This is a genomic window from Streptomyces sp. NRRL F-5135 (assembly GCF_000719775.1).
GTDB classification, from domain to species: Bacteria; Actinomycetota; Actinomycetes; order Streptomycetales; family Streptomycetaceae; genus Streptomyces; species Streptomyces hebeiensis.
Map to the genome: position 1 here is coordinate 1 of NZ_JOHR01000003.1, position 16,659 is coordinate 16,659.

Here is a 16,659-nt window from a genome sequence, read left to right on the forward strand (position 1 = left end):
GTCCGGGCGCAGGGACGGGAAGGACAGGCGTGCGGCATCGGTGAACAGGACCCAGGTGAGCGTGGTCTCCGCCACCGCCTTGACCGCCTCGCGGGACGGGGCCGGGCCCAGCTCGCCGAAGCCCTGGTGCATCAGGAAGCCGACGAGGACGAAGACCACGGGTGCGGTGAGTTCGATCTTCGCCACCCGCCGGGAGCACAGTCCCCATCCGAAGAGGAGGGCCAGCACAACCGAGTAGGTCGCGTCCACCGGCGTCTTCCTCCCGACCAGGCATCCGTTCGGCGGCCGGTGCCCCGGATGACGGGGTGCCCGACCACGGGGTGCCCGACCGCCGGCCACGGCCGTCACCACCGTAGGAGCCATCGACCGGTCCTGACCGGACCGCGCCGGGCGGACGGCCCGGTGTCACCCGAAGGGCACGGCGAACGCCGCCCGCCGCTCAGGGCACCGGGACTCAGCCGGGTTCCATGTACGAACGCCGGAAGATCCTGGTGTGGTCGAGGCCGTCGGGCCGGATCAGGCCGGAGGCCCGGGCGACCGCGGCCTCCAGAGCCCCACTGGTGTTCACCACGGTCGCTTCCGGCCACGGATCGGCTGTCGTCGCCAGGGCGTCGACGACGGCGGGCCCGGCGTCGGACGGTCCCGGCGGACGTTCGCTCAGCCGTCGGGCCGTCAGTTCGGACGGCACCTCGCAGCGCAACGCGATCACATCGGCGCTGCACCGCTCGGCCGCCCGGGCGGCGGCGGCCCGGTGCGCCCCGTCCGTCCACGTGGCGTCGAGGACCACCGACTCCCCGGCGGACAGCAGCGTCGAGGCACGGCCGACGAGCGTGTCGTAGGTGCGCCGCGTCCACTCGGCTGTGTAGATGCCCTCTCCGTACGCGGCCGGCGCGGCCCGGTCCGGTGGGATCCCGGCCAGTTCCTTGCGCAGCCGGTCGCTGCTCAGCAGGGTGAAGCCGAACCGGTCGGCGAGCGCGCCGGCGAGGGTGGACTTGCCGCTGGCGGGAAGACCGCCGACCAGGACGAGTCGCACCGCCGACGTGCGCAGGTGACGCGTCGTGAGGTCCGCCAGTCGTTCCGCGTCGGAGTGTGAGACGCCCAGACCTTGGTGGGCCTGGAAGAGGGAGACCTTGGCGCGGACGAACGCGCGGTAGGCGACGTAGTGGTGGCGCAGCGAGACGGGTGCGAAATCACCGGAGTACTCGCTGTAGGCCGCGAGGAAGGCGGCGGCCGCGTCGGGGGCCCCGAGCCGCTCCAGATCCATGGTGAGGAAGGCGGCGTCGTCGAGTCCGTCGACGTAGCGCAGGCGATCGTCGAACTCCAGGCAGTCCAGGACACGGGGACCGTCGTCGAGACAGAAGATGTCCTGCGCCATCAGGTCGCCGTGCCCGTCCACCACCCGGCCTTCCCGGATGCGGACGTCGAACACGTCCTTCCTGCCCCGTAGATAGCGCCGGACGAGGTGCTCGATCTCGGCGAGCCCGCTCAGTGGCCGCTCGCCCAGTCCGCGCACCTGCTCGAAACTCGCCTCCCACCGGGCGAGCAACGCGTCACGAGTCCCCTCACGGTCGATCGTGGCAGACCGCGGTGAACGGGCGTGGCAGGCCGCCAGCAGCCTGGCAACCCCGCGCAGGGCGTCTCCCACCGGCGCGCCCACGCTCACCAGATGGGCCAGCCGGCGGGCCGTCGGCATGCGGCGCATGACCACGACGGGCTCCGCCGGCCCGCCACGCGGAGGACCGAACTCCCCGAGCCCCTCGTACACGTCCGGTGAGAACCGCCGGTTCAGGGCGATCTCACGGTCACACGCGGCACGCCGGGCCTCGACCGTCCGGAAGTCGAGAAACCCGAGATCGACGGGTTTCTTGACCTTGTAGGCCCTGTTCCCCACGAACACCACCACCGCGGTGTGCGTCTCCGCCAGCCCCGCGCGGGCCGCCTCCGCCTCCGGAGGGACCCGGCCGCCCGTATCGGACGGCCGGGCGAACGCGTGCGCCGGATCCGGGGAAGTCGCCGGTGCCATGCCCTCACCTCGATCGCCCTCGGCCCGAACGCTCGTGACGAGCCGTGATCCCGGCCCGCGTACTTCCGGGCCTGCCACTCATGGTGGTGCAGCGGTCCGGACGCCGCACGCCGGGGGAGCGGCCCCGGGAGGGGGCGGATCGAGGACCGCTGGTGACCACACGGAATCCCGAGGTACCTCACCGGTGTCCCCTGCCTCTGGATCGGTCGACGTCCAGGTCGAGGAAGTGGGCGGAGCAGGAGATGCACGGGTCGTGATTGCGGATGGCCCGCTCGCACAAGCGGGTCAGTTCGGCGTCGGTGGCGTCACCGTGCCGCAGCCGGTCCTGCACCACCCGGCGGAGGTCTTCCTCGATGGCGCGCTGGTTCTGGGACGTGGGCGGGACGAGGCAGGCTTCGGTGACGAGCCCGTCGGCGTCCAGGGTGTAGCGGTGATAGAGGGTGCCGCGCGGTGCCTCGGTGGCGCCGTGGCCGACTCCGGCTCGCGGGGGTACGTCCATGGCGGGCCGGGGCGGAGGCTCGTAGGCGTCGATCAGACGCAGCGCCTCTTCCACGGCGTAGAGGACTTCGACGGCGCGGACGACGATGCTCCGGAAGGGGTTGCGGCAGATCGTTCCGGAGGAGGGATCGGCCAGTCCGGCCGCTCGGGCCGCTTCCCGGACGGTGGGCGGGAGCTGATGGCCGCTGATGGCGTACCGGGCCAGTGCGCCGGTGAGGTGCCGTCGGCCGTCCAGGTGGGCCTGGAGCGCGGTGGAGTGGCGTACCTGCTCCTCGATCACGTGAGTGGTGAAGTCGGGGAGGGGGAACGCCCACGTGCGGCCTCCGCCGTCGTGGGGCAGCACGGTGGGCGTGCCCCTCTCGATGGCGTACGTGCCCGGTTCATTGAGGGCGAGCAGGTCGGCATCGCACTCGGCGTCGGGGAAGTCGAAGCCGGCCACCCAGGCGACGGTTTCGAGGGCGTCGTCGAGCGCCTGCCGCAGGCGCTCGGCCAATTGTCGCAGTTCGGTACGCGCGGGGACGCGGTGGAAGCCGCCGACGCGCATGTTGACGGGGTGGATGGCCCGGCCTCCGAGGAACTCGACGATGGCGTTGCCGGCCTGCTTGAGTCGCAGACCCCGTTCGACGTCGGTGCGGTGGGTGCGGGAGAGAGCGATCGCGTCGTCACAGCCGAGGAAGTCGGGCGCGTGGAGCAGGTAGATGTGCAGGGTGTGGCTCTCGATCCACTCGCCGCAGTACAGCAGTCGCCTCAGCGCGGCCAGTCCCGCGTCGACGGTGACGCCGCAGGCGTCCTCGACCGCGTGGCAGGCACTGGTCTGGTAGGCGATGGGACAGATGCCGCACACACGCGAAGTCAGGTCCGGCGGTTCCGTGTGCCGGCGGCCGCGCAGGAACGCCTCGAAGAAGCGCGGGGGCTCGTAGATCCGCAGCCGGGCCTCGGTCACGGTGCCGTTGCTGATCATCAGCCGTAGCGCCGCCTCACCTTCGACGCGGGCGAGGGCGCCGACACGGAGGACGCGTGCGCCGCGGCGCGTCATGACGACGTCCCCTCTTCTCTGTCGCCGAGTTCGCCGGGTGGCTCGATCGCCGCGAAGTCGCGGGTGTTGAAGGTGTGCAGAAAACGGAGAATGTCCTCGTCGCTCATGCCGTCGCCGCGGAGCAGCGGAATCATGGCGGGCATGTTCGTCGACGCCGACGGGCCGAAGCAGCCGTAGCACCCCCGATCGTAAGCCGGGCACAGCGCTCCGCATCCCGCGTGCGTCACCGGCCCCAGGCACGGGATGCCGCGTGCGACGGGGAGGCAGGTGATGCCGCGGCGTTTGCAGGCGAAGCACACACTGTGGTTCGGGATGTCGGGCCGGCGACCGGCGAGGAAAGCGGTGATGACTTCGAGCAGTTGTCCACGGTCGATAGGACAGCCACGCAACTCGAAGTCGACGGGGACATGGGCCGAGATGGGCGTGGAGGTGGCGAGAGTCTCGATGTATTCGGGTCTCGCGTACACGGTCGCGCGGAACTCGGCGACGTCGGCGAAGTCGCGCAGGGCCTGGACACCGCCCGCCGTCGCGCAGGCGCCGATGGTGACGAGATGACGGGATTCGGCACGGATGCGCCGGACACGTTCGAGGTGTTCCGGTGTGGAGACCGAGCCCTCGACGAGCGACAGGTCGTACGGACCCGGCCGGATGTCACTCGACGCCTCGACGAAATGGGCGATCTCGATCTCGGCGGCCAGCGGCAACAACTCGTCCTCGCAGTCCAGCAGGGTCAGCTGGCAACCGTCGCAGGAGGCGAACTTGAACACGCCGAGCCGCGGGCGGAGACGCTGGGGCCCGCTCATGTCACAGCTCCCGGACCGCGAGCAGGGGCTGCGCGCGGTCGTAGCCGACGACGGGACCGTCCCGGCACAGGAGCAGGGGGCCGAGTTGGCAGTGACCACAGTGCCCGGTGGCACAGTGCATGTTTCGTTCCAGAGAGACACGGATGTGCCGCGCCGGTACACCACGGTGCAGCAACTCGCGGGCGGTGGCACGGATCATCACTTCGGGGCCGCAGACGAAGGCGGTGGTGTCGTGCGGTGTGAACGTCGCCTGATCCAGCAAGGTGGTCACCACCCCGACCTGACCGCGCCAATCCGTCCCCGCACGGTCCACCGTCACACCGCAGTACGGGCGTGCCCAGCCCTCCAGTTCGTCTCGGTACAGCAGGTCCTCGGGTGTGCGGGCACCGATGAGGACGTTCAGCCGGCCGTGACGGTGGGGCATCGACACCACCGCCTGCACGAGTGGCCTCAGCGGAGCGAGACCGATGCCACCCGCGACCACGAGCAGATCGCGTCCGGCGGCGGTCGCCAGGTCCCAGCCGGTGCCGAACGGGCCCCGCACCCCTACGTGCGCCCCCGGGCGGACGGCGCACAGAGCGCGCGACACCGCTCCCACCCCGCGGATGGTGTGGGTCAGGACGCCGTCCCGGAGGCCGGCGACGGACACCGGGATCTCACCGACCCCGAAGGCGTACAGCATGGCGAACTGCCCCGGGCGGAAGGCCGGCAGCGCTCCATCGCCGACCGGTAGCAGTTCGACCGTGCGGGTGTCGGTGGTCTCGGCCCGGTTGCCGACCACTCGGTAGGGGAGGGGGACCGCGGTCACTGGTCCGACCCGCTTCCGTACGGTCCGTAGAGGTCCAGCAGCCGGGTGCGGGCGGCTCGCAGGCGGCGGCCGATGACCTCCACGACATAGGTGAGCAGCGCGTGGTCGAGTTCGTGATCGCGGGCGCACAGGGCGAGGACCTCGGCGGCGCTGAATTCCCAGGCGCGTACCGGACTCGCCGCCTCCGCGCCCAGGTGCCACTGGTGTGGCGGGCACAGCCAGGACCACCCGAGCAACCGGCCTTCGCCGAGGGTCTCGACGACGGCGGCCCGGCGTCCCGGGACATGGATGTCGAGGTTGACGGTGCCGGTGCGGATCAACCAGAACCGGTCGGCCCGGCTGCCCTCCTCGAAGATCCTCGCGTCGACGGGGAACGAGACCTCACGGCCCAGCTCCATGAGCCGTTCGCGGGACCCTTCGGGGATGGCGGCGAGGAGACCGACGCGCTTCACGGCGCTTCGTCCTTTCCCCCGGCTCGCCGGTCGAGGGCTTCCTGGTGCAGGGCGTGTGCCTCCTCGGTGATGTCGATCGCGACCGGACACCACACGAGGCAGCGACCGCATCCCACGCAGCCGGAGCTGTCGAACTGGTCCCACCAGGTGCCCAGTTTGTGGGTGAGCCACTGCCGGTAGCGGCTGCGCGGGGACGTACGGACGGAGCCCCCGGGCAGGTGGGTGAAGTCGAGGTCGTAGCACGATTCCCAGCGCCGCCAGCGCTCGGCGTGGTCTCCGGTCAGATCGGTGACATCCTCCGTGGTGGTGCAGAAGCACGTCGGGCAGGCCATGGTGCAGTTGCCGCAGGTCAGACAGCGGGCGGCGACGTCGTCCCAGCGTTCGGCCGTCAGGCTGTCCGCCATCAGGGCGCGCAGGTCCACGGGTGGCATGGTGCGCCCCATCCGTCCGGCGGCGGCCTCGACGTCCTCGCGGGCCCGCGTGCGAGTGACGTCGTCGGCGGGTCGCCGCGGCAGGCTCCGCAGGACCTCCGCGCCTCGAGCGGTGCCGGCCCGGGCCAGGAAGCGGTGCCCGGCACTGTCCAGGACTTCGGTCAGAGCCAGGTCGTAGCCGGGCTGGGCGGCGGGGCCGGTGCCCATGGAGACGCAGAAGCAGGTGGCGCCCGGCTCGGTGCACTCGACCAGTACCAGGAAAGCGCCGGAGCGGCGCTCCTCGTAGGCGTCGTCCCGGTGCCGGCCGCCCGTCATGACCCGGTCCTGAATCTGAATCGCCCTCAGGTCGCAGGGCCGTACGCCCAAGAAGGCGAACGAGGTGGGCTCGGGGCGCTCGGCACGGACCGTCACCCCACCGTCCGGGCCACGGTCCGCGCTCCACTGCCGCACCCGCTCGGGATGCAGGAAGTTCTTCCAGGACTGCGGTCCGGCGCTGTGGGCGAAGGCCGCGGTGTCGGACCGCCGCCTGATCCGGTAATGGCCGGCCTCCAGCTCCACCCCCCAGCCGTAGGGCAGTTCGTCGGCGGATTCGAGTTCGGCCAGTACGACGGCGCCGTCGCGTACGGTGGGGCCGATCACTGTACGTCCTCGGGCGCGCAGTTCCCGTACGAGCGCCCCGACGCCTTCGCCGTCCAGCACACAGGCGGGGCTGTCGGCGTCCGGCGGTACTGCCACGGCGGTCATGGCCTCTCCTGCTCTCACTCGAGGGCGGTGCTGCCCTCTCAGCCTGACCACACCGCCGCAGGTCCGCACGCCGAGCAGGGCGGAGGAGGGCGAGCCGTCCGGGAGGCTCGGCGGGGGAGCCGGCCGGAGCCCACGGACAAGGTCTCCCCTCCCCGTCCCCCACTGTCACGCCTCGCCCTGAGCCCGGGCGAGGTACTGGGTGATCTCCTTCTCGATTCGTTCGGCGAGCGGGCCGACCGAGGCCGCGACGGCCGGGGTGAGCCCCGTTCCCGGAGAACCGTCCGCTCCTTCGATCGCGTAGACGACGAGACACCCGGGCGTCCTGTCGAGCGCACGTGCCAGCTCGACCGCCGAGCCGAGGCCGAGCCCGTGGCTGCTCGCCGCGTCTCCGTGCCGGATCGGGTACTCGCACGGCTCCAGCCGGTGGATCCGGCCCGGATGTCCGGGAAGTGCGAGGGCGGCGTCCACGACCACCGCCAGGGCGGCGCCCGCCCAGAGCTCGATCAGCCGTCCTGGTTCCCCGCCGCAGCACACCAGCCGAATTCCGGTCGGAAGGGCGCCGAGGACCGCACGCTCACGCAGCCGGGCGACGACCGAGGGACCCGCACCGTCGTCCCGTCGGAATTCGTTGCCGACTCCGATGACCGTGATGTGGTGGGGCATCGCCATGGTTCGCTCCGGGTGTTTCGTGTCCCCTCCGGGACGGCCCCAGGGGAGGCGTGACGTGCTCACACGGATCCGCCGCTGCCGTGCGGGGCGTAGATCGTGCTGCCCTTGCCCGCCGCGTCACGTCGCCGAGAGGGAGCCGGTGGGACGCGGAGGAGAGGGGCGGGAGCTCCGAGGTCATCCCACGTCGTAGGGGCGCATCATTTCGTTGTCCTCGTGTTCGAGCATGTGGCAGTGCCAGACGTACCGGCCCGGCCGGTCGAACGTCGCCTTCAGCCTCGTCGCCACACCCGGATAGGCGACCACCGTGTCCTTGAACCCTCTCTCCCACGGTTCCGCGGGCCGGACGGTACGGTCGGCCCGCAGTCGGTCGAGGAGCTGGAACTGCGTCTCGTGGATATGGATCGGATGGGCGTCCTTCGTGAAGTTGTGGATTTCCCAGATCTCGGTCGCCCCCACCGCCGGATTCTCCGTGACGGGGTCGTCCCAACGCAGTGGCACCGCGACGCCGTTCCGGTCCAGGGTGCCGAGCAGCAGTTGCCGAGGGCCGATGTGCGGCAGGGAATCGGAATTCTGCTCACTGAGGGAGAGCCGCCGGACCCGGCCCGCCTCCTCCAACGGTTCGAACGCCGGAAGTGACAGCTGCGCGGGGGGCACACTCGTGTCCCGGGCCGTGGGCGCTCCGACCACGAGCTTCATGACCTGCCCGGTGGTGGCCGGGTCCGCGGGCGGGAAGTCCGTTCCCGCCGTGCCGCCCCGGAACGCCGTGTCCGGGCCCTCGTTGATGAGATACAGACCGGTTCCGACCGGAACCGAGGCGAAGTCGACGACCACGTCGACGCGTTCGGCGGGGGCGATGAGCAGGTGGTCGCGCTGTACCGGTGCCGGAAGGAATCCTCCTTCGCTGCCGATCTGCCAGAAGGGGAGCGCCGGGTGCGCGGGCCTGCGGGCGAGTGGGTGCGTGACGATTTTGAGGATCAGGTAACGCGAGTTGCATCCGTTGAGGAACCGGAACCGGTAGCGGCGTGCTTCGACGTGGAGGAGCGGCCACGTCCTTCCGTTGGCCACCATCGTGTTGCCGAAGAACTCGGGGTTCCAGATCGGAGGGATGTCGCTGTCCGGGATGTAGGGCCCCTTGAAGCCGTCGAAGGCAACGCGTCCGGATGGGTAGGAGAGGCTGCCGTCGGCGTGGAACGACCGGTCCTGGATGACGATGGGGATCTCGTGGTACTTCCGGCCGGGCGGATCGCCGGGCCGGGGCGCGGGACCGGGCAGCACCCCTTCGGGAAGGTCCGCTGGACCGCCCCGCAGGAGGTAGAACCCCACCAGTCCGGCGTAGACGTTCAAGCGCGTGATGCCCAGGGCGTGATCGTGAAACCAGAGGGTCGAGGCCCGTCCCTCGTTGGTGTACTGGTACACGGCGTCCCCCCGCCCCCAGGCGTCGCCGAACAGATCTTCGAACTTGCTCTTGAACTCTTCGTAGTAGGAGCCGACCGCGGCGTATCCGGCCGGAAGATCGAGTGCGTCGGGGAGGTACCAGGCTTCGGTGTAACCGTCGCTCTCCTCCGTGTTCCGCCCGCCGTGCAGGTGCGTCACGATCGGTACCGGGCCCGTGTACGGCCCGGGTGTCGAGCGGAACGCGGGACGTGAGTCCCGGGCGGGGATCCCGCCCGGAGGGTTGGCCCAGTGCAGTGTGGGGTCGACCGGCAGCAAGTGCGGCAGGTACCGGCCCCCACGGTCGCGCAACTGGTTCTGCCACCTCACCCGCACGGGCGTCCCGGATCGGGCCTCGATGGTGAAGGCGGGGTAGTGGAACGTGCGCGGATGCCGGGCGGAACCGTAGCCCCACACCGTCGTCGCGGGCAGGCCGGGGGGCAGTATCCGCTGCCGGAACTGGCGAACGCCGATCGTGTAGAGGTCGACGCGATCACTGACGGCACCGGGGGACCGTGGCATGGCCGGTGGGATGACGAGCCGTGTGACGTACTTGTCCACGCTTTTCGGGTCCAGCGCGCTCCCGCCGGTCGACGCCCACAGTCGAGGAGGGGCGGTACCCGGCGGAAGGAACGCGAACATGCCCCCGACCGCCGCTTGAACCACATGGCGTCTCGTGACCACCCGTATTCCTCCGGTGCTCCTCGGACCAACTCCCGGCCCCATGTCCGCTCGCTTGGCGGGGTGGCCCCCGGGCGCCTCACCGGAACCACGACCAGCACGGTGCCATCAGGTTGCCGCCTCCGGCGTGTCCGTGTGGGGTCGAATACTCCACTCGGAGGACGTGGACTGCCGCCTGGACGCGGGCCTCACCCATACGCCCTCATCGGCAGGAACGAGAGGCCGGCCTGCAGCGGAGTCCAGTGGTGGACGCTCTGCACGAACTGTGCGGTGAAGAAGAAACCCATCATCGCGCCCATGGAGAGCATTCGGGTGACGTAGGCGCCGCTTCGTTCCGGTCGGCGAACAGCCGCAGCGGCACGACGGCCGCGCGGCCCGCCGCTCCACCGGCCCAAGGCCCCGGACGGATCGCGCATCCGGGACGACCTCTGCCTCCTTGCCATCTCTGGTGCCTTGGAAGAGGCGACGCCATCTTCCGGGGCTGCGGCCGCGTTGCGGGGAGAAGGGTCAGTTCTCTCGCGGTCGTCCGGCGAGGGCTTCCTGTGTCGCGGCCCACGAGGCGAGCAGGCGCAGGCCCTCTTCACTGGACCTGCTGGCCTGGATGCCGATGCTCGCCCTGACCGGCAAGGCCAGGCTCTGGGAGCCCCGCCGCCTGCGGCTCCGCCTGTTCACCACGGCCGGACAACTCGTGACCACCGGCCGTCGGCGAATCCTCCGCCTGGCCCGGCACTGGCCCTGGACCAGCCACATCACCACGGCTCTTGAGCGGCTCGCACTCCTGCCGAACCCCGGCTGACCAACGGATTCCCCGTCCCTACGACAGCAGCTCAACACCCGGAGCAGTGGAAACCGGCGCCACCCCGAGGCGACACTCGGGTCTTCGGCCTCCACACCCTCAGCCCACGACGCAAAACGGTCCACCGACTCCGTCGGTGGACCGTAACGAAACTTCGAGGCTAGTGTCATTCTGGGTCCGGCAGCACACGCCAAGGAAGCCTGATACGTACATCGTTGAGATGCGGCAGAGCCGCACCGGCCCTCCACGACCTCAGTTCCCGGAGAGCGGTGAACTGCCGGATGATCTCGGTCGAAGCTGCGGTTGGCGGCGGGAGCGGGCAGGTGTGATCAAGGGCGCGCACTGACATCTCGTCGGCATGATTGTGCAACCGGGGCTGCAGGGTCTGTCGATGTCGACAACGCCGCAGGGCTTCTCGGGCGACAAGGATGGACGGCACAGCTCGCCGAACGAGGAGCCCATGTCGTCGCCGTACCGACACACTCGCCGACGCACGCGCAACGACCCGACGTCCCCCTCGGCCGGCGGGCGGATCGTCGTCACCTGCCCTGCGGTTTCCCGCGCCAGGGATTGCCAGCATCACCCGCTCCGGTCCCTGGACGTCAGTCGCGCGGCCGAAGACGACGGACCATCTTTGTTCAATCGAACGGATACTTCGCGTCTGTGCCCGAGAATACTCATGGACTGCGCCCGCGGGCATTCAGTTGGATACCTGCCAAACCACTGCGCGAGATTTGACATGTGGCGTCTGCTTCCAGTCGTCACGGATGACTACGAGGTGCTTCATGCAGTCCGTATCTACTTCTGACATCGCGTCCGGCCATGACGGGGAAGACAGCAGACAGCTTCCCCTGCTCCTGGACGATTTGAGCAGACTCGTCCGTACTGAGTCGCCCTCGACGGACCTGGATGCGGTGAGCCGCTCTGCGCGGGTGGTTGCCGGCTTGGTCGACGAGCGTATAGGGCGGCGGCCAGAGATTCTGAACGTCGACGGAGTCGACCATGTGCTATTGCGCGGGGCGGACCCTAAGGTCATGCTTCTCGGGCATCACGACACGGTCTGGCCGCTCGGCACGTTGGACGAGTTGCCCTACTCCGAATCCAACGGCGTCGTACGTGGCCCGGGCTGCTTCGACATGAAACTTGGCCTCGTCCAGGCGATCCATGCACTCGCTTGGCTGCGGCAGCGCCATGGTACCGAAGTCCTCGACGAGGTCACGCTCCTCGTCACGGGCGATGAGGAGCTGGGGTCCACGAGTTCGCGATCGCTGATCGAGCAGGAAGCACGCGACTGTGAGGCAACCCTGGTGCTGGAGGCGTCCGGCCCGGGCGGCGCTCTGAAGACTGGTCGGAAAGGTGTGTCCCGTTACGAGGTCGAGGTGCTCGGTCGTGCGGCACACAGCGGTCTCGAGCCGGAGAAGGGAGTGAATGCGACCATCGCAGTCGCCGAGGTGGTGCTGGCGATCGCCCAGCTCGCTGACTCGGCCGCCGGTACGACCGTCACCCCGACGGTGATGAGCGCTGGTACGACGCCCAACACCGTGCCTGCGGCGGCGACTGTGGCGGTCGATGTCAGGGCGAGCAGCGCGGAAGAGCAGGATCGCGTGGACCGGGCGATACGCGCTGTCAGACCGGTTCTGGCGGGAGCGGCGATTCGGGTGCAGGGCGGAATCAACAGGCCGCCCATGGAATCGAGCGTGGCGGCAGAGTTGTTCACCCGGGCACAAGGAATCGCATGCCGCCTCGGCCATCCGCCGCTACAGGAGATGACGGTTGGCGGCGCATCGGACGGCAACTTCACTGCGGGTATGGGAGTGCCAACCCTGGACGGGCTGGGTGCTGTCGGCGGTGGCGCGCACGCCCGAGACGAGCATGCCGAGACAGCGTGGATCCTCCCGCGCACCAAGTTGCTCGCCAATCTCACCGAGGAACTCACGCGCGGGGTCTCACCGTCGGTCTGAGATCACCTGACGCGCGCGCTCGCTGCTCGCTGCGAGCTCATACAGGACGGTGATATATCCGAGGAGATCCGTCGACGCTGTAAGCACCGTCGACACCGTCCGATCGGCCGTCCGGGTACAAGCAGGAATGCATGCGGCGAGCTCGGCGGCCACTGGCGAGGGCATGTCGACCTCGACCTCGAAGGACGCGGGTGGCGGCGGACAGCTCAGCGCTGACGCGCGTGCCATCGCGTCCGCCGCTCCTTCCCGCACGAGGTCCCTCGCGACGCTCGGAGCGACAGAGTCCGTGGCCGAGAATCCGTGGGCGTTCTTCACGGTCACGATCGTGGCCTCGGGGAAGACGTCCGCTGCGATCGCGCCGATGACGTCGTCCCCGGTCACCAGCCCTACAGGGACACCGAGCGATGCCGCGTACAGGGCATTGACCTCGGCCTCTGACACAGGTGATCCGTTGACTCTGACTTCACTGAAGTAGGCGGAGAACGTGTGTGCCAGCACTCCAGGTTTACCAGCCGGCGCGTGGTAGCCCACGAAGAGTGCCACGGCGCAGTCTTCCGTCAGGCCCTCGGCCATGCATTGGGCCTTGGGTTTCCCGAAGACCAGCCGTGCCCGCGGGTCGAGGCGCTCGGGAATCAGGTTGTCCATCGTTCCGTGGGAGTCGTTCACGAGTACGCTGGTCGCCCCGCCGTCGAAGGCGCCCGCGATGGCGGCGTTGGCTTCCTCGGTCATGAGTTCCTGCGCGCGGGGGTAGCCGAACCCGCCGCGCACGATCTGGTCGAGGGTCGCGATGCCGGCGATGCCCTCCATGTCGACGGAGATGTACGCCTTCATGGCTGATCTTCTCCTTCATCGTGTCAGCATGTTGCCAGCTCATTGTTGTCGAAGCTGCCATAGCAGGGCTGGGCCGATCGCCCAAATCGAAGCCGGTCCAGATGTACGATCACACAATGGATGGCGGAATGTCCGCGGAAGCGGACCTGGGGCGGTTGGTGGAGCGGCTCGGCTCGACGTTGCTGACGATCAAGGCAGGCCCACGTCAGCCGGGTCGCGCCGTGACGACCGTCGTCCTCCATGATCCTCTGGACCGACCCGACGTCCCACCGGACGCGGTGGTGCTGGGCGTCGGTGTGGCAGTTGACGACAGCCTGGCCACTCTGGTCAGAGCGTTGGGTAAGGCCGGGGCCACGGCCCTCGTGGTCCGGGAGCCGGTCGCCATCGACGAGGTGGTCGCGCGCGAGGCAGAGACCGGTAACGTGTCCATCTTCGGTCTGGTGCAGGGCGCATCCTGGATCCACGTGGCGACTTTGCTCAGCGGCGCGCTGCATGTCAGCACCGATGGACACCCGTCGGTGGGTGGCGACGCGGACCGGGACCTGTTCGCGTTGGCGAACTTGCTGTCGGCTCTTCTCGACGCCCCGGTCACCATTGAGGACCTGTCGTCGCGGGTACTCGCCTTCTCGGCGGACCAGGCCGGCACCGACGAACCGCGCCGCCTGACGATCCTCGGCCTCCAGGTACCGGAGATCTACAGCGGATACGTAAGGGAACATGGCATGTTCCGCCTCGTGTACGCGTCGGACCGACCGGTCTTTATGCAGAACCCCGCCCCCGGCGTACATCCCCGCGTAGCGATGAGGGTCCAAGCCGGCGACGAGATCCTCGGCTCCATCTGGGCTGCCGTCGCAGCGCCGCTCACCCCCGAGCGGGAAGCCACCATGATCGAGGCAGCACGGGTGATCGCGCTGGAGATGCTGCGTGCTCGTGTCAGCGCCGATGCCTCCCAACGGCTTGGAGTGGCTCTGCTGTCGACGCTCATCGAGGGAGGGGCCGGCGCGCTCGAATCCGCACAGCAGCTGGGCTTCGGTTCGTCGTCGGCATGTGTCCTGGTCTTCGGGCCGCTGCAGTCCGATGAGGAGGTCCGTACGGCGGCCGATATCCAGCGCATCGCCTCCACGCTTCGGACCCACCTCAGGCCGACGTATCCGCGTGCCGTCGCTGCCCAACTCGGCGGCGCGGTATACGCCGTCGTCCCCGTACGTGCGGCGACTCCATCGGCGGTGGAGGCTGTGAAGGACCTGGCTGCTGAGTTCATTGCGCGCTTGGACACCACCACCGAGTTCTGCGCGGGCCTCGGTTGCGTCGTCGAGAACGTTAGCGAACTCGCCGCATCGCGACGCGACGCCGATGCGGCATTGCGGGTCCTGCGCTCGAATCCGCGCGACGGCAGACGGGTCGCATCACTGGCGGACGTGCTGATCGAATCCCTCCTGCTCCGGCTCAGCGACCTGATGGCGGCCGACCGCATCGAGTTGGCCGGCCCGCTCGCCGACCTGGAGGACTACGACGCCAAACACGGCACCGATCTGCTGCCGACATTGCAGAGCTGGCTCGAGCACTTCGGGGACGTGGCCGCCGCTGCCCGGGCCGTCCACGTGCACAAGAACACCCTCCGCTACCGGCTCGACCGCATCCAGCAGATCGCGGGAGTGGATCTGACCGACCCCGACGAACGATTCGGTCTGATGCTCCAGTTGCGCCTCGGGCAGCGACCGAACCGGACCCGATAGACCCGCAGCATCGCAGCACCGCAGCGGCAGGTCAGGACAAATGGCCGCCGCCAGGGGAGCCTCGGGGTCGTTCGATCGTCCAAGCTGACCGGTTCCAGATCGGACGAGCGCACGATGTGTTGCCGGGTTGCGAGGGTGAGGCTGGGTGATTGAAGTCACACCCCGTTCCCCTGACGTTAAGGCGGGTCCGTCATGAATCGACGCGTAGCTGCTGTCGCGTTTCTCCTCATTGCTGTGCCGGCTTTGGCTGCGTGTGGTGGCTCGAGCTCGGGCGCGGGCGGGGGCCAGGCGGATTTCGCCGCGGATGGCTCGTTCGCCGTCGCGATCGACTCCGACCCGGGCGACCTGAATCCGCTCGTCACCAACCTCGTGAACGCGCAGATCGTCGGGATGTACTCCTACGACACGCTGATCTTCGGAGACCCTGAGACAGCCAAGCCCACGCCGTTCCTGGCCACGAGCTGGACCGAAAGCCCGACCAAGGTCACCTATACCCTGCGCGACGGCATCACGTGCGCCGACGGTACGCCGTTCACCGCGCAGACTGCCGCAGACAACCTCAACTGGATCGTTGCCCCGGCCAACAAGTCGCCTCGGCTGGAATCCGTTGTTCCGGCAGATGCCAAAGCGAGCGCGAACGGGAACGTCCTCACCGTCACCACCTCCAAACCGACACCCTTCATGCTGTACAACATCGGTGCGCAGCAGATGGTTTGCGAGCACGGTCTGAAGAACCCCAAGAGCCTCTCTGCGAGGAGTGACGGCACCGGACCGTTCGTCATTGATCGCGTCGTCGCCGGAGACTCGATCACGCTGACGCGCAGGGCGGGCTACACCTGGGGGCCGAAGAACAGCACGTCGGACACGCCGGGGCTGCCGAAGACCGTGACAATCAAGATCGTTCCGAGTCCGTCGACCCGAGCGAATCTGTTGCTGTCCGGCCAACTGAATGCGGCCATGGTGGGTGGCAAGGACGAGGATCGCCTCGCCAATCTGAAGTCGCTGCCATCGCCGACCATGTCCGGCATGATCGCCTACAACCACCACCAAGGTCTTCCAACTGCGGATGCCGACGTGCGGCGTGCACTGACCCAGGCGATCGACCTCGACACTCTCACGAGGATCCTGACCGGCGGCAAGGGCGAACGAGCGACCTCGCTGCTCTCCGAAAACCCGAGCCTGTGTACTTACGACACCGTCAAGGGCGAGCTGCCTTCCTACAACGCTGAGGCCGCTGGTAAGGCTCTGCGTGCGGTGGGCACGCCGATCAACATCACGCTTGTCTATGACAACACCACGGACACCGGCAGCGCTGCGGCGGAGTATGTCGCAAAGCGGTGGGAGACTGCCGGGGCTGTCGTGAAGCTCGACGGTGGCGACGAGAACTACGTCATCAGCCGGACCTTTGCGAGCAAGGATCCGTCGGGCTGGACGGCATCGCTGGGTTTGAACCTGCAGTCGGGAACACCGGCCATCTTCCCGCAGTACCTGTCCGGACCTGCCGCCCCCAAGGGGACGAACTTCGCTTCCATTGACAACAAGGACTACAACACTCGCGTCGCCGCGGCCGCGGGCCTGAGCGGTGACGCCGCCTGCAAGGCCTGGGCCCGGGCGGAACAGGCCCTGATGACAAGCGCCGACCTGATCCCGGTATCCGTCACGCCGTACAAGATGTACTTCAGTCGCGCGATGGCGCTCTACCAGCCGGTCGGCGGGCAGTTGCCCGGTTCCGCGATTCGGGTGCTGAAGTGAGTCAGCC

At 68.9% G+C, this 16,659-nt stretch carries 12 protein-coding genes and 2 pseudogenes; 4 read left to right on the forward strand and 10 right to left on the reverse strand.

Annotated elements, in window-relative coordinates:
• The 9 genes and pseudogenes from IG02_RS0105380 to IG02_RS0105420 form a co-directional block, all read right to left on the reverse strand.
• Positions 1-249 (reverse strand): annotated as a pseudogene (locus IG02_RS0105380) (sodium:proton antiporter); the annotation flags it as partial.
• A gap of 205 nt (positions 250-454) precedes the next feature.
• A complete protein-coding gene (locus tag IG02_RS0105385) occupies positions 455-1,924 on the reverse strand; it encodes an AAA family ATPase (protein ID WP_030742461.1) in 1,470 nt (489 codons plus the stop codon).
• Positions 1,925-2,201: 277 nt separating this feature from the next.
• Entirely contained in the window at positions 2,202-3,557 is a 1,356-nt protein-coding gene (locus IG02_RS0105390) for a Ni/Fe hydrogenase subunit alpha (RefSeq protein WP_030742462.1), read from the reverse strand.
• On the reverse strand, positions 3,554-4,360 hold the full coding sequence (locus tag IG02_RS0105395) for an oxidoreductase (RefSeq protein ID WP_030742463.1): 807 nt from the start codon (positions 4,358-4,360) through the stop codon (positions 3,554-3,556). The genes IG02_RS0105390 and IG02_RS0105395 overlap by 4 nt, the downstream gene beginning before the upstream one ends.
• 1 nt (position 4,361) lies before the next feature.
• Positions 4,362-5,168 (reverse strand): FAD/NAD(P)-binding protein, encoded by an 807-nt coding sequence (locus IG02_RS0105400; RefSeq protein ID WP_030742464.1) that lies wholly within the window; start codon positions 5,166-5,168, stop codon positions 4,362-4,364.
• Positions 5,165-5,620 carry a Crp/Fnr family transcriptional regulator gene (locus IG02_RS0105405; RefSeq protein WP_030742467.1) on the reverse strand — a complete coding sequence of 152 codons (456 nt, stop codon included), beginning with the start codon at positions 5,618-5,620 and terminating at the stop codon, positions 5,165-5,167. The genes IG02_RS0105400 and IG02_RS0105405 overlap by 4 nt, the downstream gene beginning before the upstream one ends.
• On the reverse strand, positions 5,617-6,795 hold the full coding sequence (locus tag IG02_RS0105410; protein ID WP_030742470.1) for a 4Fe-4S dicluster domain-containing protein: 1,179 nt from the start codon (positions 6,793-6,795) through the stop codon (positions 5,617-5,619). Before IG02_RS0105410 ends, IG02_RS0105405 begins: the two co-directional genes overlap by 4 nt.
• Before the next feature lie 165 nt (positions 6,796-6,960).
• A complete protein-coding gene (locus tag IG02_RS0105415) occupies positions 6,961-7,464 on the reverse strand; it encodes a hydrogenase maturation protease (RefSeq protein ID WP_030742472.1) in 504 nt (167 codons plus the stop codon).
• A gap of 174 nt (positions 7,465-7,638) precedes the next feature.
• The gene (locus IG02_RS0105420; RefSeq protein ID WP_199813959.1) at positions 7,639-9,417 is read right to left on the reverse strand and encodes a multicopper oxidase family protein; all 1,779 of its coding nucleotides are present in this window, start codon (positions 9,415-9,417) and stop codon (positions 7,639-7,641) included.
• A 739-nt stretch (positions 9,418-10,156) separates the two neighbouring features.
• Between IG02_RS0105420 and IG02_RS38750 the strand changes: the two are divergent.
• Both IG02_RS38750 and IG02_RS0105435 read left to right on the forward strand, forming a co-directional pair.
• Positions 10,157-10,372 (forward strand): annotated as a pseudogene (locus IG02_RS38750) (transposase); the annotation flags it as partial.
• A gap of 785 nt (positions 10,373-11,157) precedes the next feature.
• Complete coding sequence (locus IG02_RS0105435) at positions 11,158-12,333, forward strand: M20 family metallopeptidase (protein WP_078854257.1); 1,176 nt, start codon at positions 11,158-11,160, stop codon at positions 12,331-12,333.
• Here IG02_RS0105435 and IG02_RS0105440 read toward each other — a convergent pair.
• The gene (locus tag IG02_RS0105440) at positions 12,319-13,164 is read right to left on the reverse strand and encodes a M55 family metallopeptidase (RefSeq protein ID WP_030742480.1); all 846 of its coding nucleotides are present in this window, start codon (positions 13,162-13,164) and stop codon (positions 12,319-12,321) included. The two genes, IG02_RS0105435 and IG02_RS0105440, sit on opposite strands and share 15 nt — an antisense overlap.
• Before the next feature lie 116 nt (positions 13,165-13,280).
• Between IG02_RS0105440 and IG02_RS0105445 the strand changes: the two genes are divergently transcribed.
• Positions 13,281-14,900, forward strand: coding sequence for a PucR family transcriptional regulator (locus tag IG02_RS0105445; protein WP_158712236.1), 1,620 nt, complete (start codon positions 13,281-13,283; stop codon positions 14,898-14,900).
• Between the two features lie 192 nt (positions 14,901-15,092).
• Entirely contained in the window at positions 15,093-16,652 is a 1,560-nt protein-coding gene (locus IG02_RS0105450; protein WP_037802373.1) for an ABC transporter substrate-binding protein, read from the forward strand.
• Positions 16,653-16,659: the final 7 nt, after the last annotated feature.

Bases quoted from the DNA above. Each gene is read 5' to 3' on its own strand.
- IG02_RS0105420 (WP_199813959.1), bottom strand. From the start codon at position 9,417: ATGCCACGGTCCCCCGGTGCCGTCAGTGATCGCGTCGACCTCTACACG.
- IG02_RS0105390 (WP_030742462.1), bottom strand. From the start codon at position 3,557: ATGACGCGCCGCGGCGCACGCGTCCTCCGTGTCGGCGCCCTCGCCCGC.
- IG02_RS0105450 (WP_037802373.1), top strand. From the start codon at position 15,093: ATGAATCGACGCGTAGCTGCTGTCGCGTTTCTCCTCATTGCTGTGCCG.
- IG02_RS0105440 (WP_030742480.1), bottom strand. From the start codon at position 13,164: ATGAAGGCGTACATCTCCGTCGACATGGAGGGCATCGCCGGCATCGCG.
- IG02_RS0105410 (WP_030742470.1), bottom strand. From the start codon at position 6,795: ATGACCGCCGTGGCAGTACCGCCGGACGCCGACAGCCCCGCCTGTGTG.
- IG02_RS0105395 (WP_030742463.1), bottom strand. From the start codon at position 4,360: ATGAGCGGGCCCCAGCGTCTCCGCCCGCGGCTCGGCGTGTTCAAGTTC.
- IG02_RS0105435 (WP_078854257.1), top strand. From the start codon at position 11,158: ATGCAGTCCGTATCTACTTCTGACATCGCGTCCGGCCATGACGGGGAA.
- IG02_RS0105415 (WP_030742472.1), bottom strand. From the start codon at position 7,464: ATGGCGATGCCCCACCACATCACGGTCATCGGAGTCGGCAACGAATTC.
- IG02_RS0105445 (WP_158712236.1), top strand. From the start codon at position 13,281: ATGGATGGCGGAATGTCCGCGGAAGCGGACCTGGGGCGGTTGGTGGAG.